The sequence below is a fragment of the Polaromonas sp. UC242_47 genome, assembly GCF_044452385.1.
Classification (GTDB): Bacteria; Pseudomonadota; Gammaproteobacteria; order Burkholderiales; family Burkholderiaceae_C; genus Polaromonas.
On record NZ_JBIOAO010000001.1, the window covers coordinates 298,392 to 324,688 of the forward strand.

29 protein-coding genes are annotated in these 26,297 nt (G+C 64.0%); 21 read left to right on the forward strand and 8 right to left on the reverse strand.

All coding sequences use genetic code 11. The annotated features are described in order from the left end of the window. Positions 1-4 precede the first annotated feature (4 nt). Genes ACHMXK_RS01455 through ACHMXK_RS01465 form a run of 3 tightly spaced genes read left to right on the forward strand, consistent with a single transcriptional unit; the run spans position 5 to position 2,276 of the window. On the forward strand, positions 5-961 hold the full coding sequence (locus ACHMXK_RS01455) for an MlaD family protein (RefSeq protein ID WP_397437055.1): 957 nt from the start codon (positions 5-7) through the stop codon (positions 959-961). Next, a complete protein-coding gene (locus ACHMXK_RS01460) occupies positions 958-1,653 on the forward strand; it encodes an ABC-type transport auxiliary lipoprotein family protein (protein ID WP_397437057.1) in 696 nt (231 codons plus the stop codon). The genes ACHMXK_RS01455 and ACHMXK_RS01460 overlap by 4 nt, the downstream gene beginning before the upstream one ends. Next, entirely contained in the window at positions 1,632-2,276 is a 645-nt protein-coding gene (locus tag ACHMXK_RS01465; RefSeq protein WP_397437059.1) for a Crp/Fnr family transcriptional regulator, read from the forward strand. The genes ACHMXK_RS01460 and ACHMXK_RS01465 overlap by 22 nt, the downstream gene beginning before the upstream one ends. Positions 2,277-2,315: 39 nt before the next feature. On the opposite strand, the gene ACHMXK_RS01470 is transcribed toward ACHMXK_RS01465, so the two are convergent. Continuing rightward, a complete protein-coding gene (locus tag ACHMXK_RS01470) occupies positions 2,316-3,026 on the reverse strand; it encodes a GntR family transcriptional regulator (protein ID WP_397437060.1) in 711 nt (236 codons plus the stop codon). Between the two features lie 128 nt (positions 3,027-3,154). Then, the gene (locus ACHMXK_RS01475) at positions 3,155-3,880 is read right to left on the reverse strand and encodes an aspartate/glutamate racemase family protein (protein ID WP_397437062.1); all 726 of its coding nucleotides are present in this window, start codon (positions 3,878-3,880) and stop codon (positions 3,155-3,157) included. A 299-nt stretch (positions 3,881-4,179) separates the two neighbouring features. Between ACHMXK_RS01475 and hydA the strand changes: the two genes are divergently transcribed. From hydA to ACHMXK_RS01510, 7 genes are all read left to right on the forward strand, one after another. Further along, a complete protein-coding gene (hydA, locus tag ACHMXK_RS01480) occupies positions 4,180-5,613 on the forward strand; it encodes a dihydropyrimidinase (protein ID WP_397437064.1) in 1,434 nt (477 codons plus the stop codon). Further along, a complete protein-coding gene (locus ACHMXK_RS01485; RefSeq protein WP_397437066.1) occupies positions 5,610-6,356 on the forward strand; it encodes an aspartate/glutamate racemase family protein in 747 nt (248 codons plus the stop codon). The genes hydA and ACHMXK_RS01485 overlap by 4 nt, the downstream gene beginning before the upstream one ends. Positions 6,357-6,440: 84 nt before the next feature. Next, a complete protein-coding gene (locus tag ACHMXK_RS01490; RefSeq protein ID WP_397437069.1) occupies positions 6,441-7,496 on the forward strand; it encodes a TRAP transporter substrate-binding protein in 1,056 nt (351 codons plus the stop codon). Next, positions 7,493-8,146: a TRAP transporter small permease subunit gene (locus tag ACHMXK_RS01495; RefSeq protein ID WP_397437071.1), complete on the forward strand. Its 654-nt coding sequence runs from the start codon at positions 7,493-7,495 to the stop codon at positions 8,144-8,146. The genes ACHMXK_RS01490 and ACHMXK_RS01495 overlap by 4 nt, the downstream gene beginning before the upstream one ends. Then, positions 8,143-9,435 (forward strand): TRAP transporter large permease, encoded by a 1,293-nt coding sequence (locus tag ACHMXK_RS01500; RefSeq protein ID WP_397437073.1) that lies wholly within the window; start codon positions 8,143-8,145, stop codon positions 9,433-9,435. Before ACHMXK_RS01495 ends, ACHMXK_RS01500 begins: the two co-directional genes overlap by 4 nt. 10 nt (positions 9,436-9,445) lie before the next feature. Continuing rightward, positions 9,446-10,867 (forward strand): amidase, encoded by a 1,422-nt coding sequence (locus ACHMXK_RS01505; RefSeq protein WP_397437075.1) that lies wholly within the window; start codon positions 9,446-9,448, stop codon positions 10,865-10,867. A 26-nt stretch (positions 10,868-10,893) separates the two neighbouring features. Then, positions 10,894-11,871, forward strand: coding sequence for a Bug family tripartite tricarboxylate transporter substrate binding protein (locus ACHMXK_RS01510; protein ID WP_397437077.1), 978 nt, complete (start codon positions 10,894-10,896; stop codon positions 11,869-11,871). Positions 11,872-11,905: 34 nt separating this feature from the next. Here ACHMXK_RS01510 and ACHMXK_RS01515 read toward each other — a convergent pair whose 3' ends face one another. From ACHMXK_RS01515 to ACHMXK_RS01525, 3 genes are all read right to left on the reverse strand, one after another. After that, on the reverse strand, positions 11,906-12,682 hold the full coding sequence (locus ACHMXK_RS01515) for a fumarylacetoacetate hydrolase family protein (protein ID WP_397437079.1): 777 nt from the start codon (positions 12,680-12,682) through the stop codon (positions 11,906-11,908). A 161-nt stretch (positions 12,683-12,843) separates the two neighbouring features. Next, complete coding sequence (locus tag ACHMXK_RS01520) at positions 12,844-13,476, reverse strand: MarC family protein (protein WP_397437081.1); 633 nt, start codon at positions 13,474-13,476, stop codon at positions 12,844-12,846. Then, positions 13,476-14,222 carry an SDR family oxidoreductase gene (locus ACHMXK_RS01525; RefSeq protein WP_397437083.1) on the reverse strand — a complete coding sequence of 249 codons (747 nt, stop codon included), beginning with the start codon at positions 14,220-14,222 and terminating at the stop codon, positions 13,476-13,478. The genes ACHMXK_RS01520 and ACHMXK_RS01525 overlap by 1 nt, the downstream gene beginning before the upstream one ends. 143 nt (positions 14,223-14,365) lie before the next feature. On the opposite strand from ACHMXK_RS01525, the gene ACHMXK_RS01530 reads away from it, so the two are divergent. The 5 genes from ACHMXK_RS01530 (at position 14,366) to ACHMXK_RS01550 (ending at position 18,495) form a co-directional block, all read left to right on the forward strand. Continuing rightward, on the forward strand, positions 14,366-14,971 hold the full coding sequence (locus ACHMXK_RS01530; RefSeq protein ID WP_397437085.1) for a 2-hydroxychromene-2-carboxylate isomerase: 606 nt from the start codon (positions 14,366-14,368) through the stop codon (positions 14,969-14,971). A 45-nt stretch (positions 14,972-15,016) separates the two neighbouring features. After that, a complete protein-coding gene (locus ACHMXK_RS01535; protein WP_397437087.1) occupies positions 15,017-15,706 on the forward strand; it encodes a dienelactone hydrolase family protein in 690 nt (229 codons plus the stop codon). An 81-nt stretch (positions 15,707-15,787) separates the two neighbouring features. Further along, positions 15,788-16,873 (forward strand): hypothetical protein, encoded by a 1,086-nt coding sequence (locus ACHMXK_RS01540; RefSeq protein ID WP_397437090.1) that lies wholly within the window; start codon positions 15,788-15,790, stop codon positions 16,871-16,873. Between the two features lie 84 nt (positions 16,874-16,957). Further along, complete coding sequence (locus tag ACHMXK_RS01545; protein ID WP_397437092.1) at positions 16,958-17,806, forward strand: amidohydrolase family protein; 849 nt, start codon at positions 16,958-16,960, stop codon at positions 17,804-17,806. Positions 17,807-17,841: 35 nt separating this feature from the next. Then, complete coding sequence (locus ACHMXK_RS01550; RefSeq protein ID WP_397437094.1) at positions 17,842-18,495, forward strand: glutathione S-transferase family protein; 654 nt, start codon at positions 17,842-17,844, stop codon at positions 18,493-18,495. 22 nt (positions 18,496-18,517) lie between these two features. Here ACHMXK_RS01550 and ACHMXK_RS01555 read toward each other — a convergent pair whose 3' ends face one another. The 3 genes from ACHMXK_RS01555 to hemB all read right to left on the reverse strand — a co-directional run bounded on the left by ACHMXK_RS01555 (position 18,518) and on the right by hemB (position 21,344). Then, on the reverse strand, positions 18,518-19,087 hold the full coding sequence (locus ACHMXK_RS01555; protein WP_397437096.1) for a DUF2799 domain-containing protein: 570 nt from the start codon (positions 19,085-19,087) through the stop codon (positions 18,518-18,520). A gap of 26 nt (positions 19,088-19,113) precedes the next feature. Next, positions 19,114-20,229, reverse strand: a complete 1,116-nt coding sequence (locus ACHMXK_RS01560) for a magnesium transporter CorA family protein (RefSeq protein WP_397437098.1) — start codon at positions 20,227-20,229, stop codon at positions 19,114-19,116. Between the two features lie 107 nt (positions 20,230-20,336). After that, positions 20,337-21,344, reverse strand: coding sequence for a porphobilinogen synthase (gene hemB, locus ACHMXK_RS01565; protein ID WP_397437100.1), 1,008 nt, complete (start codon positions 21,342-21,344; stop codon positions 20,337-20,339). Between the two features lie 280 nt (positions 21,345-21,624). On the opposite strand from hemB, the gene ACHMXK_RS01570 reads away from it, so the two are divergent. The 6 genes from ACHMXK_RS01570 to rpsL all read left to right on the forward strand — a co-directional run bounded on the left by ACHMXK_RS01570 (position 21,625) and on the right by rpsL (position 26,238). Continuing rightward, on the forward strand, positions 21,625-22,053 hold the full coding sequence (locus ACHMXK_RS01570; RefSeq protein ID WP_397437102.1) for a CopD family protein: 429 nt from the start codon (positions 21,625-21,627) through the stop codon (positions 22,051-22,053). A gap of 175 nt (positions 22,054-22,228) precedes the next feature. Continuing rightward, positions 22,229-23,296, forward strand: a complete 1,068-nt coding sequence (locus tag ACHMXK_RS01575) for a VanZ family protein (RefSeq protein ID WP_397442416.1) — start codon at positions 22,229-22,231, stop codon at positions 23,294-23,296. Positions 23,297-23,305: 9 nt separating this feature from the next. Continuing rightward, positions 23,306-23,671 carry a (2Fe-2S) ferredoxin domain-containing protein gene (locus ACHMXK_RS01580; RefSeq protein WP_397437104.1) on the forward strand — a complete coding sequence of 122 codons (366 nt, stop codon included), beginning with the start codon at positions 23,306-23,308 and terminating at the stop codon, positions 23,669-23,671. A 118-nt stretch (positions 23,672-23,789) separates the two neighbouring features. Continuing rightward, positions 23,790-24,410: an alpha/beta hydrolase gene (locus ACHMXK_RS01585; RefSeq protein ID WP_397437106.1), complete on the forward strand. Its 621-nt coding sequence runs from the start codon at positions 23,790-23,792 to the stop codon at positions 24,408-24,410. Between the two features lie 59 nt (positions 24,411-24,469). Continuing rightward, a complete protein-coding gene (locus ACHMXK_RS01590; RefSeq protein ID WP_397437108.1) occupies positions 24,470-25,669 on the forward strand; it encodes a D-alanyl-D-alanine carboxypeptidase family protein in 1,200 nt (399 codons plus the stop codon). Positions 25,670-25,860: 191 nt separating this feature from the next. Then, positions 25,861-26,238, forward strand: a complete 378-nt coding sequence (gene rpsL, locus ACHMXK_RS01595) for a 30S ribosomal protein S12 (RefSeq protein ID WP_293595927.1) — start codon at positions 25,861-25,863, stop codon at positions 26,236-26,238. Positions 26,239-26,297: the final 59 nt, after the last annotated feature.

Genomic DNA, 26,297 nt, shown 5'->3' on the forward strand with positions numbered 1-26,297 from the left:
CGAAATGGAAAACAAAGCCCATGCCATGGCCGCCGGCGCTTTTGTGCTGGCGGTGGCTGCCCTGCTGGCGGTGCTGGCCGTCTGGCTGACCCGCGACAGCGGCACGCGCCACCTGTTTGAAATGTCCACCCGCGAAACCCTTTCCGGCCTGCAGCCGCAGGCACAGGTGCGTTTTCGCGGCGTGCCGGTCGGCAAGGTCGAGTTCATTGGTTTTGACCACAAGATCAAGGGCAATGTGCTGGTGCGTATCTCGGTCGATGAAGGCACGCCGCTGACCAAAACCACGGTGGCCAGCGTCAGCTCGCAAGGGGTTACCGGGCTGGGTTTTATCCAGCTCGAAGACGATGGCCCTGCGACCGCGGCGCCGCTGGTACCCAACGACGACGACCCGCCGCGGATCCCCCTGAGTCCCGGCCAGCTGGACCAGATGCTGGACAAGGCCGAGGTGATCCTGGGTCAGGTCCAAGCGGCCGGCACCCAGCTCAACAAGCTGTTGGCCGACAACAACCAGCAGGCCTTGATGGCCACGGTCCAGCAGTTTGGCCAGGCCGCCGACAGCCTCAACAAGCTGGCCCTGAAGCTGGAGCCGGTGGTGGCGTCCTTGCCCCAGCTCAGCCAGGAAGCCAGCAGCACCATGAAGTCGCTGAAAACCGCCGCCAACGATGTGTCCCAAACCGCCACCGCGGTGACCGCCACGGCGGATCGCCTCAACGCCAAGGGTGGCCCCCTCGACAAGGTCAGCGAAGGCGGTGCGGCGCTGGCCGCCACGGTGGAAACCTTTAGCGCGGCGACCTTGCCGCGCCTGGGCGAGGTGGCGGAGGAAACCGCCCGCGCCATGCGCCAGCTCAGGCGCACCGTCAACGCGGTGGACGACAACCCGCAGTCGCTGATTTTTGGCAATGGCCCGCCCACGCCCGGCCCGGGCGAGGCCGGCTTCACCGCTCCCGGAGGAAAACCATGAGTCTCACATCTGCTATGAATAGCGTAGCTGCTTGCGCTCGTCCCATAAGGGCTGGAGGTCGATTTGGCTTGATGTTGTTGGCTGCGCTGCTGCTGGGCGCCTGTTCGGCCTTGCCCGACAAGCCGGTGCGCGCCGCCATGTACGACTTTGGCCCCGGCCCCTTGATCACGCCGCCCACGACGCGGCAGGCCCCACTGCCGCCGCTGGCGCTGGCCGACGTGGGAACGCCAGGCGGGGCACTGGACAACCAGGCGGTCTTGTACCGGCTGGCCTATACCGATGCGCAGCAACTGCGGCCTTATTCGCAGGCACGCTGGAGCATGCCGCCGGCGCAACTGCTGCGCCAGCGCCTGCGCGAGGCACTCAGCCGCAACCGCGCCGTGCTCACCGCCGGCGAGGGGCCGGCCCTGAATCGCCGTACCAGCCAGGACGTGTTGCCCCGGATGCTGCAACTGGAGCTGGAAGAATTCAGCCAGCTGTTCGACACGCCTGGCAGCAGCGTCGGCCTGGTCCGGCTGCGCGCCACGTTGGTGGAGTACAGCGCCGGTGGGGAAAAACTGCTGGCCCAGCGCAACATCACGGTGCAGCGCCCGGCGCCCAGCAGCGACGCGGCCGGTGGCGTGCGGGCGTTGACCGCCGCGAGCGACGCCGCGATTGAGGAGATAGCCACATGGCTGCAGCAGGTTCCCTGAACCCTGGCGCCACGCCGTCCCAGGGTGGGAATACGCCGCGGGAGGACGCTCGTGACCAGGCCGCGCGCGCCGCGGCCACGCAGCTGGAAGAAGAGCTGCGCCAGGCCGGGCTGGAACTGCTGGGCTGCTGCCAGCACATGTCCGGGCGCGGTCCGGGCGTGTTGCAGCATGCGCCCCTGCTGGAAGACTTCACGCCGGAAGAACTCGACACCCTGGGTGAAGCCATGTTGTTGATCCGGGCCCAGCCCGGCCAGGTCTTGATCCGCGAGGGCGACAAAAGCGACTGGATGCTGCTGCTGCTCAGTGGCACCGTCGATGTGAGCAAGGCCACACCGCCGCGTGCGCATGATCCCGTGACGCAGGACCACAGTTCGCGGCTGGGGGTGGTCATCGAAGGCACCTCCCTGGGCGAGATGTCCATGTTCGACAGTGATGTGCGTTACGCCAGTTGCACGGCGATTGATACCGTGGAGGCCGCGGTGTTGGGCCGCGCCGCGATCGGGCAACTGATACGCCGCCACCCCGGTGTGGGCGCCAAGCTGGTGGTCAAGATCACGCAGCTGCTGGCCCAGCGCCTGCGCAACACCAGCAACCAGCTGGTGAGGTTGCTGCAACAGCCCTGAAGCGCAGCGCGCTGTTTTTGTCGCGCGGCACGCCCGGCCTCAGGACGCGAACACGGCTTCCAGATCCACCTCTTCGGTCGAGCTGTCGAGTTTGAGGCTGCTTTCGATGTGGTTCAGGTGTTCCAGGATCAGTTGTTCGGCGCGTGCGCTGTCGCGTTTCGCAATCGCATCGATGATGTTGCCGTGTTCGTCCGCGCGGCAGCTGGCGGCGGTGGGCGCGTCGTACAGGATGATGATCAGGCAGGTCAGTGTCGACAACTCGCGGATGCTGCGCGCCAGGGCCGCGTTGCCGGCCAGCACCCCCAGCAACTGGTGAAACTCGCCGGACAGGCGCACCACCGCACGTTTGTCGTCGCGCCGCCTGGCGTCCAGTTCAAGCTCCTGGTGCTGGCGCAGGCGCGCCACTTTTTCGGAGGTCAAGGTGTGGATCAGGCGGCGCAGCAGCGCGGGCTCGATCAGGCGGCGCGCCTCGAACACATCGATGGCTTGTTCGGGCGAAGGTTTGGCGACAAAGGCGCCACGCTGCGGGTACAGGTCGACGATTTGTTCATGCGCCAGGCGTGCCAGCACTTCGCGCACCCGTGCCCGGCTCACGCCGAAGATAGTGGCCAGGCGGTCCTCGCCCAGCTTGGTGCCCGGGTGCAGCCGGTGTTCGACGATGGCGCCGTAAATGCGTTCGTAGATGTCGTCGTTCGCCGTTTCACGCTCAAGGCGAACCTCGGGGGGCGTTTTTCGCGCAGTGCGGGTCATGGTGGACGGGTGAAGGTGGGGCGATGGGTCGACACAAGCCGGCACAACTGCCAGCGGTTCGGCACGCGTGTCCCTGGCCACGCGGGGCAGCGTCATCTTACCAAGGGGCTTGCTCAGCATGGTGTGATTCAGCGCCAGCCGTACAACTGGCCCCAGCCGCGCACGCCCGCCGGGTCCACCCCGGCGGCGCGCAACATGCCCCAGACCGTGGTGCTTACGGTGTCCAGCAGCGGGATGCCCAGGTCGGCTTCCACGGCGTCGCTCAGCCCCGCCGCGTGCAGGTTGGTGCAAAACGTGGTGATGGCCTGCGGACGCGCGATGGCGACCTCGCCCATCAGGGTGCGCAAGGTGTCCGGCGTGACCAGCGCAAAGTCATGGTTGACGCAAATGCCCAGGTGGCGTTCGGCCACGATGTCTATGCCCAGGGTGCGGTAGTTGTCGACGATGCGTTGTTGCACGTCCGCCGTGTAGGGCGTGACCAGGGCCAGCCGGGTGATGCCGCGCAGCGCCAGCAACTCGTTGAGCGCCAGCACGGCGGTGGTGGCCGGGATGCCGGTGCGCTCACGAATACGTTCACACAGGCGCTGGTCGGCCTCGAAGCCCAGCCAGCCGGAGGAGGTCCCGCTCCAGCCAATCACGTCGACCTTGGCATCGGCCAGCAATTCGGCGGCCGCCAGGATTTTGCTGTCGTCAAACTGCCCCAGGGCCTGGGCCTGCAGGGAAATCTCCGTCACCTTGAAGCGCGAGAAGTGCGCACTCACGCCAGGCAAGCCGGCAACGATGGCACTGGTCAGCGGCTCCAGGGCGGTATTGGAAGAAGGTGTCAACACACCCAGGCGGACGGGCTGGATCATGGCGGGCTCCTGATGAACGTGGCTCACAAGAATAAGGCATGGACGCCCCAGGGGGCGCGGACTTCTGAAATTTTGTCTGCATAAGTGTAAACACTATTGTTGACATTTTGTTGTCGGCTGATATTAAGCATCACACCGGAGGCTGGCGAAACAAGCGGGCCCGGAATTTGCAAAGAGCATCCTATTCTTGATATGACTATGACGACGCACCAAAAACAAAACGCAAATGAATTGTTGACAACAATGTTTGCACTAAAGATGACACTGATTCGCCAAGATGGTGCGCAAGAGGTCGCTGTATGAGCCCGGCAGCGTTTGATCTTGTCATCCGGAATGCGCGCGTGGCCACCGCCAGCGACAGCTACAACGCCGACATCGGTGTGAGCGACGGGCGCATTGTTCAACTGGGGACGGCGCTGGGCCGCGGTGCAAAGGAAATCGACGCGGCCGGCCGCGTGGTCACGCCCGGCGGCGTGGACGCGCATTGCCACCTGGACCAGCCCATGCCGCCGCCCCTGCGTATGGCCGATGACTTTGACACCGGCACCCGTGCGGCGGCTTGTGGCGGCACGACCACCGTGATCCCCTTCGCCGCACAAGAAAAAGGCCAGTCGCTGCGCGCCGCGCTGGCCGACTACCACCAGCGAGCCCAGGGCCGCGCACATGTCGACTACGCCTTTCACCTGATCGTCAGTGACCCGACGCCGGAAGTCCTGAACGTGGAACTGCCGGCGCTGATCGCCGAGGGTTACACCTCGTTCAAGATTTACATGACCTACGACGACTTGAAGCTGGATGACGGCCAGATTCTCGACGTGCTGGACGTGGCGCGCCAGCACGGCGCCATGGCCATGGTGCATGCGGAAAATGCCGATTGCATCGAGTGGTTGACCAAACGGCTGGAAGCCGCCGGCCGCACCGCGCCGCGTTTTCATGCCCATGCCCGGCCCATGCTGGTGGAGCGGGAAGCGACCCATCGCGTCATCGCCTTGTCGCAACTGGTGGATGTGCCCATCCTGATCGTGCATGTCTCCGGCCGTGAAGCGGTGGAGCAGATACGCCAGGCGCGCGGTCTGGGGCTGCAGGTGTTTGCCGAAACCTGTCCGCAATACCTGTTCCTGACGGCCGAGGATTTGGGGCTGGATGACAGCTACCACGGCGCGCGTTGTGTCTGCAGCCCGCCGCCGCGCGACAAGGCCAACCAGGAGGTGATCTGGAACGGCCTGAGTGACGGCTTGTTCACCTTGTTTTCTTCCGACCACGCACCGTTCAACTACGACGGCAGCGAAGGCAAGAAGCCCGGTGGCGAAGAAGCTTCTTTTCGCCACATTCCGAACGGCCTGGCTGGTATCGAGACACGTATGGCGCTGCTGTATTCGGAAGGGGTGCTGGGCGGGCGTATCACGCTCGAAAAATTTGTGGAGCTGACCGCGACCAACCCGGCCAAGGCCTACGGCCTGCATCCGCGCAAGGGCAGCATTTCCATCGGGGCCGATGCCGACCTGGTGATCTGGGACGAACGCGAGTTTGTCCTGCACAACACACAGCTGCACCACGCGGTGGACCACACACCTTACGAAGGCATGCGCTTGAAGGCCTGGCCCGGCCTCACCTTGTCGCGCGGCGAGGTGGTGTGGGACGGTCGTGAATTCCACGGCCGCGCGGGTCGTGGCCTGTTCCTGGCCTGTGGCGCGCCCTCGCTGCTGCCGCGTCGATCCGAAAGGTCCGCATGAAACTTTTGCTCATCAACCCGAATATCTCGGACAGCGTGTCCGAGTTGATCCGCAGCGAAGCGCAACGCAGCGCGTCGGCCGGCACGGAGATCGAGGTGTTGACCGCACCCTTTGGCGTGGCCTATATCGAAACACGTTTCGAGGCCTTGATAGGCGCTTACGCCGCAGCCCAGTTGGCCGCGGAACACCATCAGCGGTTTGACGCGGTGGTGGTGGCGGCCTTTGGCGACCCCGGGCTCACCGGCCTGCGCGAAGCCTTGCCGCTGCCGGTGACCGGGCTGACCGAGGCGGCGCTGGCCAGTGCCTGCCTGTTGGGAAACCGCATTTCCATCATCGCGATTTCGCAACGTATCCAGGCCTGGTACCGCGAGGTGGTCGAGTCTTATGGTCTGGGTTCGCGCCTGGCCAGCATACGCGCGCTGGACCGGCCGCTGGCCAGCATTGGCCAGGTGCAGGACGAGCATGCCCAGGCCTTGAAGGCGCTGGCCGAACGTGCGGTCGACGAAGACGGTGCCGACGTCATTGTGCTGGCCGGCGCACCGCTGGCCGGACTGGCACGTTCGCTTCGGGGCCAGTTGCCGGTGCCCGTGGTGGACGGCGTCTCCAGCGCCGTGCGCCACGCCGAGACCCTGGTCGCGCTGCAGCCCGGTACGGCGCTGCGCGGCAGTTTTGCACCGCCTCCGATCAAGCCGAATCGCGGTTTGCCGCCCGCCATCGCGCGGCTGCTGGACCGCAGCGCTTAAACCTGATTCGTCCCGTCAACGCCACGAACTTATTCCCGCCACCCTTTCCATCCACCTGCACTTTTCAACCGACTGGAGTTTGTCATGTCATACCCTTCCTGCTTCAAGACTTTTGCCGTCGTGGCCGGCCTTGCCGCGACCCTGGCCTTGCCCGCTTATGCCCAGGACAGACTCAAGTTCAAGGCCATCGGCCAGCCGCTGGCCACCGGCCTGATCCAGAAGAACAAGGAGCAGCCCTTCTTCGAGAACTTCGCGGCGCGCACCGGGCTGCCGATCGACGTGGACTACAAACCGATCGACACGCTGGGCATCAAGGACACCGAGCAGTTGCGCGTGATGAAGACCGGGTTGTTCGACTTTGTGTCATTGCGTGTCTCGCAGAACTCGCGCGACGAGCCGACGCTGCTGGGTCTCGACCTGGTGGGCGCCAGCCCCGATTACGTCACCAGTCGCAAGGTGGGCAAGGCCTACTTCCAGGCCGTCGACGAACGGCTGCAAAAGCAGTTCAACGTCAAGCTGCTGGGCGTCTGGCCCTTCGGCCCGCAAATTCTCATGTGCTCCAAGCCTATCGAAAAACTGGCCGATGTGAAGGGGCTGAAGGTCCGGGTCTATGACCAGAACCTGGCCAAGTTCATTGAAATGCTGGGCGGCACGCCCGTGCCGCTGTCCTTCCCGGAAACCCACCAGTCCTTGTCGCTGGGTGTGGTCGACTGCGCCATCACCGGCCCGAGCTCGGCCAACTCGGCCGGCTGGCCCGAAGTGACGACGCACCAGCTGGCCATCGGCTTCCAGATGGCGCTGAATGGTTACGCCATCACGCTCAAGGCCTGGAAGCAGCTCAAGCCGGACCAGCAGGTCAAGCTGCAGGCCGCCTTTGACACCCTGGGCGACGATATCTGGACCTATTCGGAAGAACTGTTCCAGGATGCGCTGAACTGCAATGCCGGCAAGGACCCCTGTACCACCGGCAAGAAGTTCAAGCTGAAAAACGTGGCGGTCTCGCAGGGCGATCGTGACCTGATCCGCGGTGCCGTCAGCAAGGTGTCGCTGCCGCTCTGGGCTGAGGTCTGCGACAAGACCAACCCGACCTGCTCGCAGAAATGGAAGGCCACCGTCGGCCCGATTGTGGGGGTCAAATGAGCCCGGCGGCCCCCTTTGACCCGTCCGTGCCGCTGACTCCGGCGGCGCCCGCGAGCGCAGCGACCTCGCTGAAAGATCGCATCGAAACCGTGCTGGCCATGGTGTTCGGCGGCATCTTCATCGCGTTTGCCGTTGTCGTCTCCACCGAGACCATCTGCCGCAAGCTGTTCAATTTCTCGCTGCAAGGGGCGGACGAGCTGGGCGGCTATGCGCTGGCGGTGGGGTCGACCATCGCCTTCAGCCTGGCGCTGATGGGCCGCTGCCACATCCGCGTTGACGTCTTCCACGAGCGTTTTTCGCGGCGCGGGCAGGCGTTGCTGAACTGGCTGTCCATTGCCTCGCTGGCCTTGTTCGGCCTGTTCATCGTCTACGTGGCCTTCAAGGTGCTGGCCGACACGCTGGAGTACGGCAGCACGGCGCAGACGCCCTGGGCGACGCCGCTGATCTGGCCGCAAACCATCTGGTATGTGGGCCTGGTCACCTTCGCGCTGGTTGCCAGCGGCTACGCGATTCGCGCCAGCCGCCTGCTGCTGGGCGGGCAGATCAACACCTTGCTGAAGGACTTCAGCCCCAAGAGTGCCAAGGAGGAGTTGAAAGAAGAACTGGACGACTTGACGCAGCGCCAGGCCACAACGGGAGTCCCCTCATGAACGTCGGCATCATTTCCCTTGCTTTTGTGGTCATGCTGGCCATGATGCTGCTCGGCCTGCCCATCGCCGTGTCCATGGCGCTGGTGGGCATCGTGGGCGGCATCGCCGCCTACGGCATCCCTTTCATGGACACCATCGCGCCGGTGGTCTGGGGCGTGCAGAACGAGAACCTGCTGACCTGCATTCCGCTGTTCATCCTGCTGGGCGAGCTGCTGCTGCGTTCGGGCATTGCCGACCGCATGTACATCGCGCTGTCGGCCTGGCTGGGCCGGTTGCCGGGCGGGCTACTGCACACCAACATCGGCAGCTGCGCGCTGTTTGCCGCGACCTCGGGCTCCTCGGTGGCCACCGCCGCCACCGTGGGCACGGTGGCCCTGCCGTCGCTGCAAAAACGCGGCTACCCGATGCGCGCCTCGCTCGGTTCGCTGGCAGCCGGCGGCACCCTGGGCATTTTGATCCCGCCCAGCGTCAACATGATCGTCTACGGCTCCTTGACCAACACCTCCATCGGCAAGTTGTTCATCGCCGGCATCATTCCCGGCATTCTGCTGACGCTGTGTTTCATGGCGTGGATCGCCCTGTCGTCGGTGTTCAGCGGCAAGGTGATGCGCGAGGAAAAAGTGCCGCTGGCCGAGCGCATCCGCGTGTTGCGCTACCTGGTGCCGCCGGCCGTGGTCTTCGGCATCGTCATGGGCAGCTTGTACTTCGGCATCGCTACCACCACCGAAAGCGCTGCGCTGGGCGTGCTGACCGCGCTGTTCTTCGTCTGGCAGTCGGGCAAGCTGAACAAGGAGTTGCTGCGCACCTGCTTCATCTCCTCGGCGCGGGTCAGCGGCATGATTTTGCTGATCATGGTGGCGGCCTTCATCCTCAACCTGACCATCAGCCTGACCGGTGTGGCCGAGATGATGACCAAATGGGTGGCGGGCCTCGGCTTGTCGGCCACCGGCCTGATCCTGGCGCTGATTGTTTTCTACCTGATCCTGGGCATGTTCATGGACGTGTTGTCGATGCAGGTGGCGACCATCCCGATCACCTTCCCCATCGCCACGGCATTGGGCGTGGACCCGATCTGGTTCGGCATCTTCATCGTGCTGATGTGTGAACTGGGGCTGATCACGCCGCCTGTGGGCATGAACCTGTTCGTGGTGCATGGCATCCGGCCCGACAAGGGGGGTATTGAAGACGCGATCTGGGGCGCGCTGCCGTATGCGGCCATCATGATTTTGTTCACCTTGCTGATCATGCTGGTGCCGCAAATCGTGACCTGGCTGCCGGGACATATGTGAGGTCCATGCCATGACGGAATCTACTGAACTCTGGCGCCTGTCGGCCGTGGACCTGCAGCGCCGCTACCGGGAGCGCTCGCTGACCCCCTTGGCGGTGGCGCAGGCCTGCCTGGCGCGGCTGGAAGCCGTGAACCCGCAACTGAATGCGGTGGTGGCGCGGCGCGACGCCTATTTCCTGGCGGAGGCCCAAGCCGCCACGGCGCGGTATGCCAGCGGTCAGGCTTTGTCCGCGCTCGACGGCATCCCGCTGACGGTCAAGGACAGCCTGTTCACCGCCGACCTGCCCACAACCTGGGGCACGCCGGGGCTGCGGTCCTACCAGAGCCAGCACGACGAGTTGGCGGTGGCGCGCGCGTGTGCGGCCGGCGCCCTCATCATCGGCAAGACCAATGTGCCCGAGTTTGCGCTGGAGGGATACACAGCCAATCCGCTGTTTGGGGTCACCCGCAATCCCTGGGATGTGCGGCTCACGCCGGGCGGCTCCAGCGGTGGTGCCGTGGCTGCGGTGGCCAGCGGCATCGCGCCGCTGGCGATTGGTCAGGACGGTGGTGGCTCGATACGCCGGCCGGCCGCACATACCGGCCTGGTGGGTCTCAAACCGACACTGAGCGCCGTGCCGCGTGAACACGTGTTGCCCAGCCTGTTGCTGGACTTTGAAGTGATAGGCCCGCTCGCACGCAGCGTGGCTGATGCCCGGCTGTTGTTTGAGTTCATGCGCGGCCCTGCGGCCGTGGACCGTTCTTCCCTGGCGGCGGCACATGCCGCGGCGCAGCCACAACGGACGGGTCCGCTGCGTATTCTTTACGTGGAGCGCCTGGGCAAGGCCCCGCTGGACCCGCAAGTGGCGGCCAGTGTGGGCCGAGCGGTGGGCCAGATCGCCGCCTTGGGCCACCACGTCGACGTCGGCGCGCTGCCCCTGGACCTGGACTTTTTCAGCGAGGCCTGGCCCCAGGTCGGCCAGATCGGCCTGGCCCGGATATTTGAAGCCAACCCGGCATGGGAAGCGCAGGCCTCGCAGAAATACCGCGACATGGCCGAGAGCGGTCGGCGCCTGCCCGCTGCCAGGCTCTGGCAAATCCTGACACATGTCGCGCAGTTGCGGCGCGATGTTGCGGCCTTGTTCACCGGGGTGGATGTCATTGTGATGCCGGCCGTTGCCGCTTTGCCCTGGGCGGCGGAACAGGCTTACCCCACCCACATCGACGGCCAGGAGGTGGGGCCGCGCGGCCACGCCATCTACACCGGCTGGGTCAACGCCGCCGGCTTGCCCGGCCTGGCGCTGCCTTGCCAGCCCTCGCGTGAAGGATTGCCGATCGGCATGCAACTCATAGGCGCCTACGGGGCGGACGCGTTGTTGCTGGACCTCGGCGCCGCCTACGAAGCGGTTGCCCCCTGGGCCGGGCGTTGGCCCGTGCTAACTGTCAACAACTAAACCAAATTTAATTCCGAAAAATCATCATGCAAAGACGTCATTTCATCCAGACCGCGGGCGCCAGCGCGGCCGTGTTGGGCGCCCCCAGGCTGTTCGCTCAGAGCTGGCCCAGCGGCCCGATCCGCCTCGTGGTCGGCTTCCCGCCTGGCGGCGGCGCCGACGCGTTGGCCCGCGTGGTTGCGCAAAAACTCAGTGTGTTGTGGAACCAGCCGGTGCTCATCGAAAACAAGGCCGGCGCCTCCAGCACGCTGGCCGCCGAATATGTGGCGCAACAGCCCAGCGATGGCAGCACGCTGCTGCTGAGCACCATCAACAGCCACGCGCTGGCGCCGGCCGTGATGCCCAAGCTGCGTTACAACCCCGTGCGCGACTTCGTGCCCGTGGCCTTGCTGGGCCTGACGCCCAATCTGCTGATCGCCGCGCCCACGCAGAACGCCAAAACCGTGAAAGACATCGTGGCCTTGTGCAAGGCACAGCCGGGCAAGATCACCTTCGGTTCTGCCGGCCCGGGCACGGCCCAGCATTTCGCACTGGAGTTGTTCAAGCTGCGCGCCAAGGTCGATGCCTTGCACGTGCCCTACAAAGGCAGTGCCCCCTTGCTGACCGACCTGATTGGCGGGCAAATCCATTACAGCTTCGAGACCATGGCTGCTGCCACGCCGCATGTGAGCAGCGGCCGTGTGATCGCGATTGCCCAAACACGTGGCAAACGGGTCAAGGCCTACCCCAACGTGCCCACCATGCAGGAGCAAGGGTTCGACAAGTTCGAAACCATGAACTGGTACGGCATTTCCGGCCCGGGCCAACTGCCGCCGGCCATCGCCCGCAAAATGAACCAGGACGTCAACACCGTGCTGGCCATGGCCGATGTGCAGGAGAAGTTCGATACCTTGGGCGTTGAAGATGGCGGCGGCTCGATGGAGAAATATGCGCAGCTGGTGCAGTCCGAGCTGAGCAAATGGGCCAAGGTGGCCAAGGAAGCCAACGTCACGGTGAACGGTTAAAGGCTGATCGCGACGCCGGTGCGGCGCGCGTGCCTCAGGCGGCGAAGGCCACGCGCGCTTCGCCGATGTCGTCGAAGCTGGCCACCACCGTGTCACCCGCTTGTGCATGCAGGATGCCGCACCAGGTGCCGGTGGTCACCACGCTGCCGGCCGGCAGCACCTGGCCATCACGCGTGGCGTGGCGCAGCCAGGCGGACAACACATAGGCCGGGTCACCCATGGAATGTGCGCCGCGAAAGACCTGGGCCGGCGCATCGCCGATGTTTACCCGGCAGACCTGCGTCGACCAGTCATGCGCCGCATCAAACGGCAGCCAGTCGCCCAGCACCAGCGCGCCATGCGACTGCAGGTCGGCCAGCTTGAGCAGCGCCGGTGCTTCCAGGCCCTGCACCCAGCGCGAATCCACAACCTCGATGGACACCGTCATGGCGTCCACCAGGCGGCAGGCGCTGTCACGGTCCAGTCTTGCGGCACGTTCCGCATCCACGTCCACCGCCAGGCGCAAGGCGATCTCGGCCTCGATGCCGCGCATGGCAAACGGCCAGGTGCTGCTCGCCGGACTGCGCCAGATGCCGTCGGGCGGCAGCGGCGCATGGGTAGGCACGGCTTCGCGTGAAGGGCCGCCGGATTTCCAGTGACGCGCTGTGTGTTGCTTGAACCACTGCAGACGATCAGCCACACCGCGCTGCACCGCATAAGCCAGTGCCTCGCTGGTCACGTGCTGGAGGGCGGGGGCGTGATCGACGGGGCGCTGCTGAAGACGGGCCTGAACCAGTGCCTCGATGGTCGACTGGAGAGCGCTTGCTGTCATGGCGGGAAATCCTTTTTGAGCCGTTGGGTGGGCTTCGATTTTCGATGCCGGCCTGGGCGCGAACAAGCCTTTTTTGCGTCAGGGTTGTCATGACCCTGGCCCACACAATGGGATTGATGCGCCACCGTTGCGGGCCTGGCGCATCACCACGCCGATGCCGGTCAGCGGCCTAGCACGGGAAAAAGTTTGAGCAGCCCGCCTGTCATCACCTCGATCGCCAGCGCCGCCAGGATCAGACCCATCAGCCGGGTCATGACATTGATGCCGGTTTTGCCCAGCACGCGTGCAATCGGGTCGGCCAGTGCAAAGCACAGCGCCGTGGCCAGGCCTATCACCACGCCGTAACCGACCAGCAGGCCGAGCTGGAAAATGTTCTGAGCCTTTTCGGCGTAAATCACCACGGTAGACATGGTGGCTGGCCCAGTGAGCAGGGGAATGGTCAGCGGCACCACGGCGATGCTGGCGCCCATGGCGGCTTTTTCCGCACCGTCCTCCAGTTCATTGGTCTGGATTTTGGCTTCGGCGGGCTGGGCGTTGAGCATGTTCATGGAACTGATCAGCAGCAACATGCCGCCGCCCACCTGGAAGCTGGCCAGCGAAATATTGAAAAATTCCAGAATACGCAGGCCGAGCAGGGCGCTGGTGGCAATCACCACAAAGGCGCTGAAGGAGGCGGTGATGATGGTGCGCCGCCGCTGCTCCAGGGAAAAGCCGCGCGTGTAATGGATGAAAAACGGCACGATGGCCAGCGGGTTGACGATGGCCAGCAGGGTGACCAGAGGTTTGAAATCCATCAGCGGCCGCCCGTGATGTCCAGCAGAGCGCCGGTCGTGTAGCTCGATTCCGGCCCCAGCAGCCAGACAATGCTTTGCGCCACTTCTTCGGCCGTGCCGGGCCGCAACATCGGGATCTGGGGTGCCAGGTCATGTGCGCGGTCGGGCAGGCCGCCCGAGGCGTGAATCTCGGTGTCTATGATGCCGGGGCGCACGGCGTTGACGCGTATGCCTTCGCCCGCCACTTCCTTGGCCAGTCCCACGGTGAACACGTCCACCGCACCTTTGGCCGCCGCGTAATCCACATACTGCGCGGGTGAGCCCAGCCTGGCGGCCACGCTGGAGACATTGACAATCGCGCCGCCCGTGCCGCCGTAACGTGTGCTCATGCGTTTGACGGCTTCGCGTGCGCAGACCATGGTGCCGATCACGTTGATGTCGAACATGCGTTTGAGGCGCGCCACACTCATGCCATCGACGCGTTCGGTCCGGTCCACCACGCCGGCGTTGTTGACCAGCGCGCTCAGGCGACCGAATTTGGCATCGATTTTTTCAAACATCGCCAGCACCTGGGCTTCGACGGCCACGTCGGCCTGCACGGTGATGGCGTTACCGCCGCTCTGGCGAATCTGGCGCACAACTTCGTCGGCGGCCAGGGAGTTGGCGCTGTAATTGACAGCAACCGCATAACCCTGGCGCGCCGCCAGCAAGGCCGTGGCCGCGCCTATGCCGCGCGAACCCCCGGTGATCAAAACAAGCTTGGACAAAACCAGTCTCCAGCAAAAAAAGGCCATCCCGGTTACAACCGGGTGGGCTACAAGCAAAGCAGCCGAATGCCGCAACGGGCTTCCGGATTAAAGTAACAAATCAATGTACATCAATCGGCGCCTGCGCCGAACAGGAGACACCCTTGAGCGCGACCATCAGTTATTACTTCGCCCCGCAAAGCCCATGGGCCTACCTGGGCCACCAGCGTTTGGTCGAGATAGCCCAGGCCGCCGGCGCGGCCGTGCGTATCTTGCCGGTCGATCTGGGTGGCCAGGTGTTCCCGATCTCCGGCGGCTTGCCGCTGGCCAAACGGGCGCCGCAGCGCCAGGCCTACCGCCTGCTGGAATTGCGGCGTTACAGCGAACATCTGAAGACCCCGATGAACATCCAGCCCACGTATTTCCCGGTGGCTGGCGACGATGCCTCACGCCTGATCATTGCGGTGGACCTGCATGACGGCCCTGCCGCGGCCATGCGTCTTGCCGGCGCGGTGTTTGCGGCGGTCTGGGCGCAGCAGCGCAACATCGCCGACGACAAGGTGCTGGCGGCGCTGCTGGAGGAAGGCGGCCTGGACGCCGCGCGGCTGGCGCAGTCGCACAGCCCCGCGGTGCAGCAGCGTTACGAGGCCAACACTCAGGAGGCGATAGACGCGGGCGTGTTTGGCGCCCCCAGTTATGTGATCGACGGCGAGATTTTCTGGGGCCAGGACAGGCTGGATTTTGTGGCGCGAAAACTCGGGGCGGCGTAAATTCAACACGCCCTTATTTCAAACGGAACCAGGAGATCAAACATCATGGGTAAATTCATAGACCTCACAGCCGCAGACGGCGTTGTTTTCCCGGCCTACGTGGCCGAACCGGCCGGCAAGCCCCGAGGCGCCGTGGTGGTGGTGCAGGAAATTTTCGGCGTCAATTCACACATACGCGCGGTGGCCGACGGTTATGCGGCCGCCGGTTACCTCGCGGTGGCGCCGGCCACGTTTCATCGCGTGCAAGCCGGGGTGGACATGGGTTACACCGAGGCCGACATGAACGCCGGCTTCGCACTGAAAACCAAGGTCGAAGCCCTGCCGCCGCCGGGCGTGTTGCAGGATATCCAGGCCGCCATCAACCACGCGGCGCAAAGCAGCGGCGGCAAGGTCGGCATCGTCGGTTATTGCTGGGGTGGCCTGCTGAGCTGGCGTGCCGCCTGCACCTTGTCCGGTCTCTCCGCGGCCGCGCCGTATTACGGTGGTGGCATGACCGTGGGGGACGAACCTGCGCGCAAACCCGCCTGCCCGGTGATGGTGCACTTCGGCGACCAGGACCACTGGATTCCGCTGGACACCATAGAAGCCTTCAAGAAAGCCCAGCCAGGCGTGCAGGTGTTTGTCTACGCGGCGAACCACGGCTTCAACTGCGACCAGCGCGGCGCCTACAACGAAGCCGCCGCCAAGCTCGCGAAACAGCGCACGCTGGATTTTTTCGCTCTGCATCTGGGCTGACGCCTTGCTCCCGTTGCCTTGCGCAGCGGCGCGCTGGCCGAGGACGGCACATGACCAAATTCATGGGGGGATGAACAAGACATGGTCAAAAAAACGTCGGTGAAGCGCATCGGTGACGCGCAAGCCTGTCTTCAGAATACGCTCGTGGTCTCGGCCCCCGAAAGGGCCGCGGCCGACCAGTTGGTCCAGGCCTTTCTGACGGCCGCCTATCCGCTCGGCGCCCTGTCGGCCGGCTATCCGGCGTTGTCGACCAGCTTGTCGCTGGGCAAACATGTCTTCGAGGATCCGCGCCGGGACATGGCGCGCGCACTGTTCCTGCTGTGGTCTGCGATCAAGTATTTTGATGCGAACTTCAACTTTCCCCAATCCCAGATTGGCCAGATCAGCCTTGCGACGGTGGGCCTGCGGCTCGCCAGCTATATCCACAAGGCATGCTGTGTGCTGGACCAGGTGAATGGCGGCCATGCGGGCACTGACTTGGCCTTGGCTGCGCTGAGCAACAATCCGCTGGCATTTCTGAGGATGAACAAAGTCTTGGTCAGGGGCTCGGGTGCGTACAACCTACTCGCTGCTCAAAACATACAGGCCTGCCAGTTTTTTTACGACCCGCAATACGATCGTTTTGTTTTTGCCGTCGCTGGTGGCATCTTTCCCGCGCATGCCCGGCCGATCCAGGTGGAAAGCGTGACGGCTTTTCACTGGACGGACCCGCGTTATGTGCCACCCTTGATTCCCGTGGCTCCGCACGACATTGCCACCACCAACTTCAACAACCTGACCGGCATCGAACTCAGTGGCGCGCACATCATGGTCACCACGCAGTTCACCGGGTGTGCCTTCAGCATGGCCGAGCACGCAGGCAGCATGTACTGCGCCCACGTTTCGCCAGCAGGCGTGCCGAATATGGCGCCCAACACCACCGGCAACATACTGGCGGCAAGAATCATGGCCACGGGCCAGATGCAAAACGCCGGAGGTGTTGCGCCCCGGGTCTTCGGGCGCAACATTGGTAGCCCACCCAATGGGGGTGGCTACAACATCGGGGGCGGCGGGGGCAACCCCACCTACATGACGGTCCTCGGCTTCCCGGGGGGCACCAGCTACGAGATTTATTCGCAGACGACGATCAATCACGCGCTGGTGGGCTTGCCGGTCCAAATTTACTGAGGCGATCCAAGCATGATGGCCAGTCGATTTTTCAAGCTTTTTTGGCCTCTGGCCCTTTGTCGGTGGGCGCAGGTAGCTATTGTTTTGGTAGCGAATGCATCGCTGCCGGCAAGCGCCGCCGATTACACCGGCCCGCTGTTTGATGCCCACCTGCATTACAACCAGGAGGCCTGGGACGGCCGCACCGGACCACACACGCCGGCCGACGTGCTGGCGCGTATGCAGCGCAACGGCGTCCAGGCCATCGTCGCCAACTCGCGGCCCAACGACGGCACCCAGGCGCTGGCGGCCAGTCCGCTGACGCGTCAGGCGGGGGTGACGGTGGTGCCGTTTATCCGGCTCTATCGCAACCGCGCCGACTACGACAACTGGTTTCGCGACGACACGATTTACGAGATGGTGCAGGCCGAGTTTGCGCGCGGTGTGAGCGGCGCCCAGGCCGGGCCGTACAAGGGTATCGGGGAGTTTCATCTTTACGACAGCGCCAATGCGAATGGCCCGGTTGCCAAAAAGCTGATGCAGTTCGCCGAGAAAAACAAGCTGGCCATCCTCGCGCATGTGGATGACGTGGCCATCGATCTGCTGATGGCGCATGCGCCCCAGGCGCGGCTGATCTGGGCCCACACCGGCATCAGCGGTGTGCCGGTGGCGCGTGTTGATCAGCTGTTGGCCCGTTACCCGACGCTGATGGGGGAGTTGTCTTACCGGCCTGGGCTCACCTGTGACACGGGCAAGTTATGTACTGAGTGGCGCACGCTGCTGCTCAAGTACCCCGATCGTTTCATGATTGGCTCCGACACCTGGGTCAACCAGCGCTGGCTGTATTACGACGAACTGATGCAGGGTTACCGCGCCTGGCTGGGCGACTTGCCGCCCGCGGTGGCGCGCAAGATTGCCTGGGACAACGCGGCCTCGTTGTTCGGTGTGAAATAAGCCGCGTGGTTTTTTATTTTCAAGGACAAACTGTTGTGACGATCCAGCTGCATTACTACCCCAGCACCGCCTCGATGGCACCGCACATCCTGCTCGAAGAACTGGGCATCCCCTACCAGCGTGTGCTGGTGGACCGCACACAGGACGCGCACAAAACGCCGGCTTATTTGCGGCTGAATCCCAACGGCCTCATCCCGGTGCTGACCGATGGTGAGCTGGTCTTGTACGAAACCGCCGCGATCTGTCTGCATCTGTGCGATACCCATGCCGACGCGGCCCTGGTGCCACCGCTGGGCACGGCGGAACGTGCACATTTCTACAAGTGGCTGATGTGGCTGACCAACACCTTGCAGGCCGCGCTGATCACCTACTTTTATCCCGAACGTTGCGTGGCGCCTGGCAACGCCGCCGCTGCGGCCGAAGTCAAGGCGCAGGCCGAAGCCAGGGTGGGTAGCTTGCTCGATCAACTGGATGCCGAACTGGCGCGGCATGGCGGCCCCTGGTTCATGGGCCAGGCCTACAGCGCGCTTGATCCTTATGTGTTCATGTTGTGCCGCTGGACACGCAACTTCCAGTCACCCGCGGCACGCACACGGCCACAGCTCGGGCCCTATTTGCAGCGCGTCTTGGCGCGGCCCGCTGTGCAGCGTGTGTTTGCGGTCGAGGCCTCGGCGCCGCCGTTTGTCTAGGCGCTGCGCCGCGAGTGCGTTCTCAGTAAGGGGCTTGCCGACGTAAATCGCGGGCCATGCGGTCCAGCCGGTTTTCGGCGGCACGCATGTCGTCGCGGGCCTCGTCCATGCGCCGGTCCGAACGCGAGAGTTGTTCACGCAGAAATCTCCGGCGATCGTCGGAGGTTTTGGGGTCGCGCAACTCGGACTGCATGTTTTCCTGCTCGCGTTGCAGGCGCACCAGGGTTTTGCGGGTGTCCTGCTGACGGTAGGCGGCGTCATGAAACAGCCGGAAGTTGGCGTCGATAGGCGCCGGGCACACGTTTCCGTAGTTGCGGCCGGCCAGGCCTTCGGTGATGGCGTTGTCCAAGCGGCAATAAGCTTGCAGGCCCTGGTCGCGGCCGGCGCGGTAGGTGGCCACGTCGACCCGCAGGCCGGCTTTGCTGCAGGATTCGTAATAGTCGGCGCTGCGATCCGATCGGCCCCGGCTGCCGTCCTGCAGACCCAGGCGGCCCCAGTCCGCGGTGGCGCATTCGGCGGGGCTCAAACTTTCGCAAGCGGCCAGCAGGGCCGGGAGCAGCAGCAACAACAGGTAACGTGAGGACCAGCTCATCAACAGGCTTTCAGCAGGAGTTAAGACTAGCGGCCGGTGCGGGCCAGATAACGTTTGCGCCAGAACACGGCGACCACCACGGCCGCCAGCAGCAGCATGAAACCGACCGTCCACCAGAAGCCATGCGAGGTGTGGATCATGGGCATGAATTCGAAATTCATGCCGAAAAAACCGGTGATCAGATTCAACGGCAAAAACACCGCCGTCAGCGCGGTCAGCGTGCGCATGATGTCGTTGGTGCGGTTGCTTTGCGCGTTGAAATGCATTTGCACCGCGGTTTCGGCGTTTTGCTCCATGCGCCGCACATGGTGGACCACACGTTCTATGTGTTCCAGCACGTCGCGCGAGCGGACTTTGAGCAGCTCGCGTTCACGTTTGAGGGCGGGTGTTTCGCCTTCGGGCCAGGTCTCGATCGAATCGATCCAGTCCTGCACGGCCGAGCGCTGGTCCTCGCAGATTTCATCCAGGTGGTGCATGGCCAGCCGCGCGTCCAGCACCGAGTTCCAGTTGGTAAACCGGGTGCCGGGTTTGAGCAGCTCGGACTGCCAGTGGTCCAGCTGGCGTGTGAGTTCGCGTCGTAATTCCAGGTAGCCGTCCACCATGTGGTTGACGATGCGCAACATCAGGTCGGCCGGGCTGGCCGGCAGCTTGACGCCGCTGCCGCGCGCTTCGGTGCTGGTGGCGTTGAGCAGCTTCTGGGCATAGGCGTCGCGCACGGCGCAGTCGGTCGGGTGCACTGTCAGCAAGACCCGGTCAAACACCGCAAAACCCACGGGGCTGGTGTCTATGCGTTTGAGCACGGGCGGCCCGCTGCGTTTCATGCGCTGGTGCAGCGGCTCGCCGGGCTGGTTGAGGTCGGTTTCGGTCTGGCCGGCGGCCAGCCGGCGAAACACCAGGATGTCGTATTGCGAGGTGTAGTCGTAATGCGAGGGCAACTGGTTGTTCAGCAGGTCGGCGACATGCAGGTCCACCAGTTGTGTGCCACACAGGGTTTGCAGGCTGGCCTGGATTTGCGCCTGCGCCACCTCGAACTCGCGGCGCGCGCAGGCGATCCAGACAAAACCCTGAGCCGGCAGCTCGGCCGGCAGCTCCGCGGATTCGCTCACGCCCTGGCTGGCGGCACTGATGTTGAAAACACGCATGGCGGTTTTTGCCCCTGGGTTAAGTGTCAAATCGGGCCCCCGCCCAGACAGTGCGGGCGCAAGCAGCTACTATTTTAATAGCGATAGGTGGCCGCCGTGAAGCCGGCTCAGGCCTGGCGCAGCTTTTTGGCGGCGTCAATCGCAAAGTAGGTCAAGACCCCATCGGCGCCGGCGCGTTTGAAGGCCAGCAGGCTTTCCAGCATCACCGCGTCGTGGTCCAGCCAGCCGTTTTGCGCCGCCGCCTTGAGCATGGCGTATTCGCCGCTGACCTGGTAGGCAAAGGTCGGCACGCCGAACTCGTCTTTCACGCGGCGCACCACGTCCAGATAAGGCATGCCGGGTTTGACCATCACCATGTCCGCGCCTTCGGCGATGTCCAGGGCGACTTCATGCAAGGCTTCGTCGCTGTTGCCCGGGTCCATCTGGTAGGTTTTTTTGTCCGCCTTGCCGAGGTTGGCGGCGGAACCCACGGCATCGCGGAAGGGGCCGTAAAACGCGCTGGCGTATTTGGCGCTGTAGGCCATGATGCGGGTGTGGATCAGCTTGCGCGACTCCAGGGCCTGGCGGATCGCGCCTATGCGGCCGTCCATCATGTCGCTGGGTGCCACGATGTCGACGCCGGCTTCGGCCTGAGTCAGCGCCTGGCCGACCAGCATCTCAATCGTTTCCTCATTCAGGATGTAACCGTTGTCGTCCGGCAGGCCGTCCTGGCCGTGGCTGGTGAACGGGTCCAGCGCCACGTCGGTCATCACGCCGAGTTCGGGGAAACGTTTTTTCAGCTCGCGCACCACACGCGGCACCAGGCCGTCGGGGTTCAGCGCTTCCTTGCCGTCGTAGGTCTTGAGCGAGGCATCAATCACCGGGAACAGCGCCATGACGGGGATGCCCAGCTGCACACACTCTTCGGCCACCGGCAGCAACAAGTCCAGGCTCAGGCGCTCCACGCCGGGCATGGAGGACACGGCCTCGCGGCGCTGCTGGCCTTCGGTGACAAACACCGGGTAAATCAGGTCGTGCGGGCTCAGGGCATTTTCACGCACCAGGTTGCGTGTGAAGCTGTCGCGACGCAGGCGGCGGGGCCGGCCGGCGGGGTAAGGGGCATAAGCAGTCGTCATGGGCAAATTTTGCCATGGCCCCTGATTTGCGGGGGTGCGACGCCGCGCGGACAAAAAAATGCCCGGATGACGCAAGGTCAGCCGGGCCTGGAAGCCTTTTTGCTGTGACACCTAAAGGCACCCGCTCAGGGAGGAAAAGCGGGATGCTGCCACCAAAAGGTAACAACACCTCGTAATTCTAGCCAAGCCCGTCGGGTGTGACAAGCCGCCGCCGGCAAGCGGTCTGCAGGGGTTTGCGGTGCTGGCCGGTCCCGGCGAGCCCGCGGGCTACACTCGCCCCATGCTTTGGGTCAAATCACTTCACATTGTTTTTGTCGCCAGCTGGTTTGCTGGCTTGTTGTATCTGCCGCGTATTTTTGTGAACCTGGCCATGGTGCCGCCGGAAAGTGTCGCCGAAGAGGCGCGCCTGATCCTGATGGCGCGCAAGCTCCTGCGCTTCACCACCCTGCTGGCGGTGCCGGCGCTGGTGTTTGGCCTCTGGCTGTTTCTGGGTTACGGCATAGGGCGTGGTCCCGGCAACGGCTGGATGCATGCCAAACTCGCCGTGGTGGTGCTGGCCCTGGGTTACCACCATGCCTGCGGCCGCCTGCTGGCCAAATTTGTCGCCAAGCGCAATACCCGCAGCCATGTCTGGCTGCGCTGGTTCAATGAAGTGCCGGTGGTCCTTTTGCTGGCCGCGGTCATCCTGGTGGTGGTCAAGCCGTTCTGAGCCGGCAAGCACAAAACGCGAAGTGCCAAACCCGAATTCACCAGCAGACGCGGTCAGGCCGGCTTCGCCGGATGACTTGCGTCGTCCCCTGCAAGGGGAGGCAGAAGGACACGATGCGCAGCATCGTGAGGATGTCAGGGGTGAGCGAACTGCCAGCTGGCCGCTGGCGCTGGCCATGGTCTGCCTGATTGTTTATGCCAGCCTGTATCCTTTTGCCGACTGGCGCAACCAGGGCATCTCGCCGCTGACCTTTCTGACCGCGCCTTTGCCGCGTTACTGGACCGGTTTTGACGTGGGCATCAACCTCGCCGGTTACGCGCCCCTGGGTTTTTTGCTGGCCCTGTCGGCACGCAGCGGCCGCATCCGCTGGGCCATCAGCGTGGCGGTGCTGAGCGCCGGGGCCTTGTCGCTGACCATGGAAACCCTGCAAAGTTACCTGCCGTCGCGGGTGCCCTCCAATGTGGACTTCGCGCTGAATACAGCCGGTGCCTGGCTGGGCGCCTGCAGCGCCTGGCTGATGGAGAAAGCCGGCGCGCTTGATCGCTGGCGCCGTATGCGTTCGCGCTGGTTTGTCGGGGAATCCCGGGGTGCGCTGGTGCTGCTGGCCTTGTGGCCGGTGGCGCTGCTGTTTCCGGCTGCCGTGCCGCTGGGGCTGGGCCAGGTGATTGAACGGCTGGAGTTTGCGCTGGCCGAGGCATTGGCCGACACCCCGTTTCTGGAATGGCTGCCGGTGCGCGATATCGAGCTGCAGCCGCTGGTGCCCGGCGCCGAGGTCTTGTGTGTGGCGCTGGGCGCGCTGATTCCCTGCTTGCTGGGTTATTGCGTGTTGCGCACCTGGGCGCAGCGCGCGGTGTTTCTGGTTTTGACGCTGGCGGTCGGCCTGGGGCTGACGGCCTTGTCCGCCGCCCTCAGTTATGGGCCCGAACATGCCTGGGCCTGGCTGGACTTGCCGGTGCAGGTGGGCGTGGGGCTGGGTGCTGCGCTGGCCTTGCTGCTGCTGCCCTTGCCGCGACGGGTCAGCGCCGCGCTGCTGCTGGTGGCCTTGTGTGTGCACCTGGCCTTGCTGAACCAGGCGCCGGCCGGCCCGTATTTTGCCGAGACCCTGCAAATCTGGGAGCAGGGGCGTTTTGTCCGTTTCAACGGTCTGGTGCAGTGGCTGGGCTGGTTGTGGCCGTATGCCGTGCTGGTTTATGGGCTGGTGTACTTGTCCTCTCGCCCGACGCCCTTATCCCCTGAAAAGTAAAATCCGGCCATGACCCCAAGCCATATTGCAGACGTGAGCCCACCGGACGCCTCCTATTACAAGCGGCACATCTTTTTTTGCCTGAACCAGCGCGACAGCGCGGAAGACAGTTGCGCCAACCACCGCGCCCAGGAAGGGTTTGACCGCTGCAAGGCACAGGTCAAGGCCGCCGGCCTGGCCGGTCCTGGTCAGGTGCGGGTCAACAAGGCCGGTTGTCTGGACCGCTGTGCGGCCGGGCCGGTGGCCGTGGTCTATCCCGAGGCGGTCTGGTACACCTATGTGGACAGCCACGATATTGATGAAATTGTCGAATCGCACCTAAAAAACGGCCAGGTGGTCGAGCGCCTGCTGGTGCCCCCGCACCTGGGACGCTGATTCCGCGTCTGTCCGGCCCAGGTCGAAAGATCAGCATGTTTTATGCCTCTGGCCCTCTGTGGCCGGGCGCAAGCAGCTATTGTTTTTGTAGCGTTTCTCACCCAGCAAAGGTTGCCCCTTGAACGCCCAGACTGAAAGAAGCAGTTTTCCCGGCCCGGCCGGTGCCATCGAGATGGCGCTGGATGCCCCCGCCGGCCCCTCGCGCGGCGTCGCCGTGATCGCCCACCCGCATCCGCTGTTCGGCGGCACCCTGGACAACAAGGTGGTGCAGACCCTGGCACGTGCGTTTACCCAAAGCGGCTGGACCGCCGTGCGTTTCAACTTCCGCGGTGTCGGCGCCAGCGGCGGTGTGCATGACGAGGGCCGCGGCGAAATCGACGACATGTTGGCCGTGGTGCAGCAGGTGGCGCCCGAAGGCGCGCTGGCGCTGGCCGGTTTTTCCTTTGGCGCCTTTGTGACCTCGCACGTGTTCACGCGTTTGTCGGCCACGCGCCCGATTGAGCGGCTGGTGCTGGTCGGCACCGCCGCCAGCCGTTTCACGGTGGCGACCATCCCCGAGGCCGCGCACGAGCAGACGCTGGTGATCCACGGCGAGCAGGACGACACCGTGCCCTTGCAGGCGGTGCTGGACTGGGCGCGCCCGGTGGCACTGCCTGTTACGGTTGTCCCGGGGGGCAGTCATTTCTTTCATGGACAATTGCCCTTGCTGAAAACACTGGTGGTGCGCCACCTGAGATGACTTTTTTTGCTCTTTTCTCCCTGTTTTTTCGCTTTTCCACTTCCAGGTTCTACTCTCCCATGCATCGTTTTTTGACAGCTTTCCGCGGCCTGGCCGCTTCGCTGGCCCTTGTGTCCTTTGTTGCCGTTTCGCCCGCGGCGCATGCCCAGGTGCCGCAGCCGCCCGAAGTGGCTGCCCGCTCTTATCTGTTGCTGGACATCACGGCCAACCAGATCCTGGCCGCCAAGGACATTGACACCCCGGTCGAGCCGGCCTCGCTGACCAAGCTGATGACCGAATACCTGGTGTTTGACGCCCTCAAATCCAAGAAAATCACCCTCAAGCAGACTTTTGGCGTCAGTGAGCGCGCCTGGAAGATGCCGGGTTCGCGCATGTTCATCGACCCCAAGATGCAGGTGCCCGTGGAAGACCTGATCAAGGGCATGATTGTTCAGTCGGGCAACGACGCCACCATGGCGCTGGCCGAAGGTGTGGGCGGCACCGCCGAAAACTTTGTCAGGCTCATGAACGAGCAGGCCAAGGCGCTGGGCATGAAGTCCACAAGTTACAAAAACCCCGAAGGTCTGACCGAACCCGGCCACACCACCACGGCACGCGACCTGAGCATTCTGTCCACCCGCCTGATGCAGGATTTCCCCGATTACATGGGGTTTTCCGCGATCAAGAAGTACCGTTACCCGGGCACACCTGCGGCCAACGATACCAATCGCAACACTTTGCTGTTTCGTGATCCCACGGTGGACGGCCTGAAAACCGGTCACACGGCCGCCGCCGGTTATTGCATGATCGCCACCGCCCAGCGCGAATTCCCCAACCTCGGTGCCGCGAATGCCCCGGGTGGCCGGCGCCTGCTGGTGATTGTGCTGGGCACTGCCAGCGACAGCGCCCGCGCCAACGAATCGCAAAAATTGCTGAATTGGGGTTACACCGCCTTCGAGGCCGTCAAGCTGTTTGACGCCGGGCAGGCCGTGGCTTCGCCCAGTGTCTGGAAAGGCAAGTCCAGCACCGTCAAGCTGGGTCGTCCACAGGCCATCGTGATCGCCGTTGCGGCCGGCAGCTCCGCCAAGGTCCAGACCCAGGTCGCCCGGCCGGACCCGCTGGTTGCACCTTTTGCCAAGGGCCAGGCCCTGGGCACGCTGAAAGTCACCCTGGGCGGCGGCCAGTCCGTGGTCGATGTGCCGCTGGTGGCGCTGGAAGCGGTCGAAGAGGCCGGCATCCTGGGTCGCGCCTGGGACGCGGTCCGGCTCTGGATCAAATAAGCCCGTCGTGTACGGCCTGCGGGCCGGGCGGGCTGGTTTGGGGGCTGCCACCTATCGGTCAGATTTGCAGGTCGGCCCCCGAACTGCTACACTCGAGAGCTTTTCCGGAATTTCCGGGGAGATTCACGTTTTCACGTAAATATTCACGTATTTAGTCAAGTCAGATATCAGACGTTTAGGGACGTTTTTACATGCCAACCATTAATCAGCTAGTGCGTCAGGGGCGCGAGGTCGAAAAGATCAAGTCCAAGAGTCCTGCCATGCAGAACTCGCCCCAGCGGCGCGGTGTGTGCACCCGTGTGTACACCACCACCCCCAAGAAGCCAAACTCCGCTCTGCGTAAAGTCGCCAAAGTGCGCCTGACCAACGGATTTGAAATCATTTCCTACATCGGCGGCGAAGGCCACAACCTGCAGGAACACAGCGTTGTGCTGGTTCGCGGCGGTCGTGTCAAGGATTTGCCCGGTGTGCGTTACCACATCGTTCGTGGATCGCTCGATTTGCAAGGCGTGAAAGACCGCAAGCAGTCGCGTTCCAAGTACGGTGCGAAGAAGCCAAAGGCCAAATAAGCCGTGCCGGCTCGGGTTGTATGGCCCGCGCCAGAAGTAGTCGTCATGACATCTTCAAA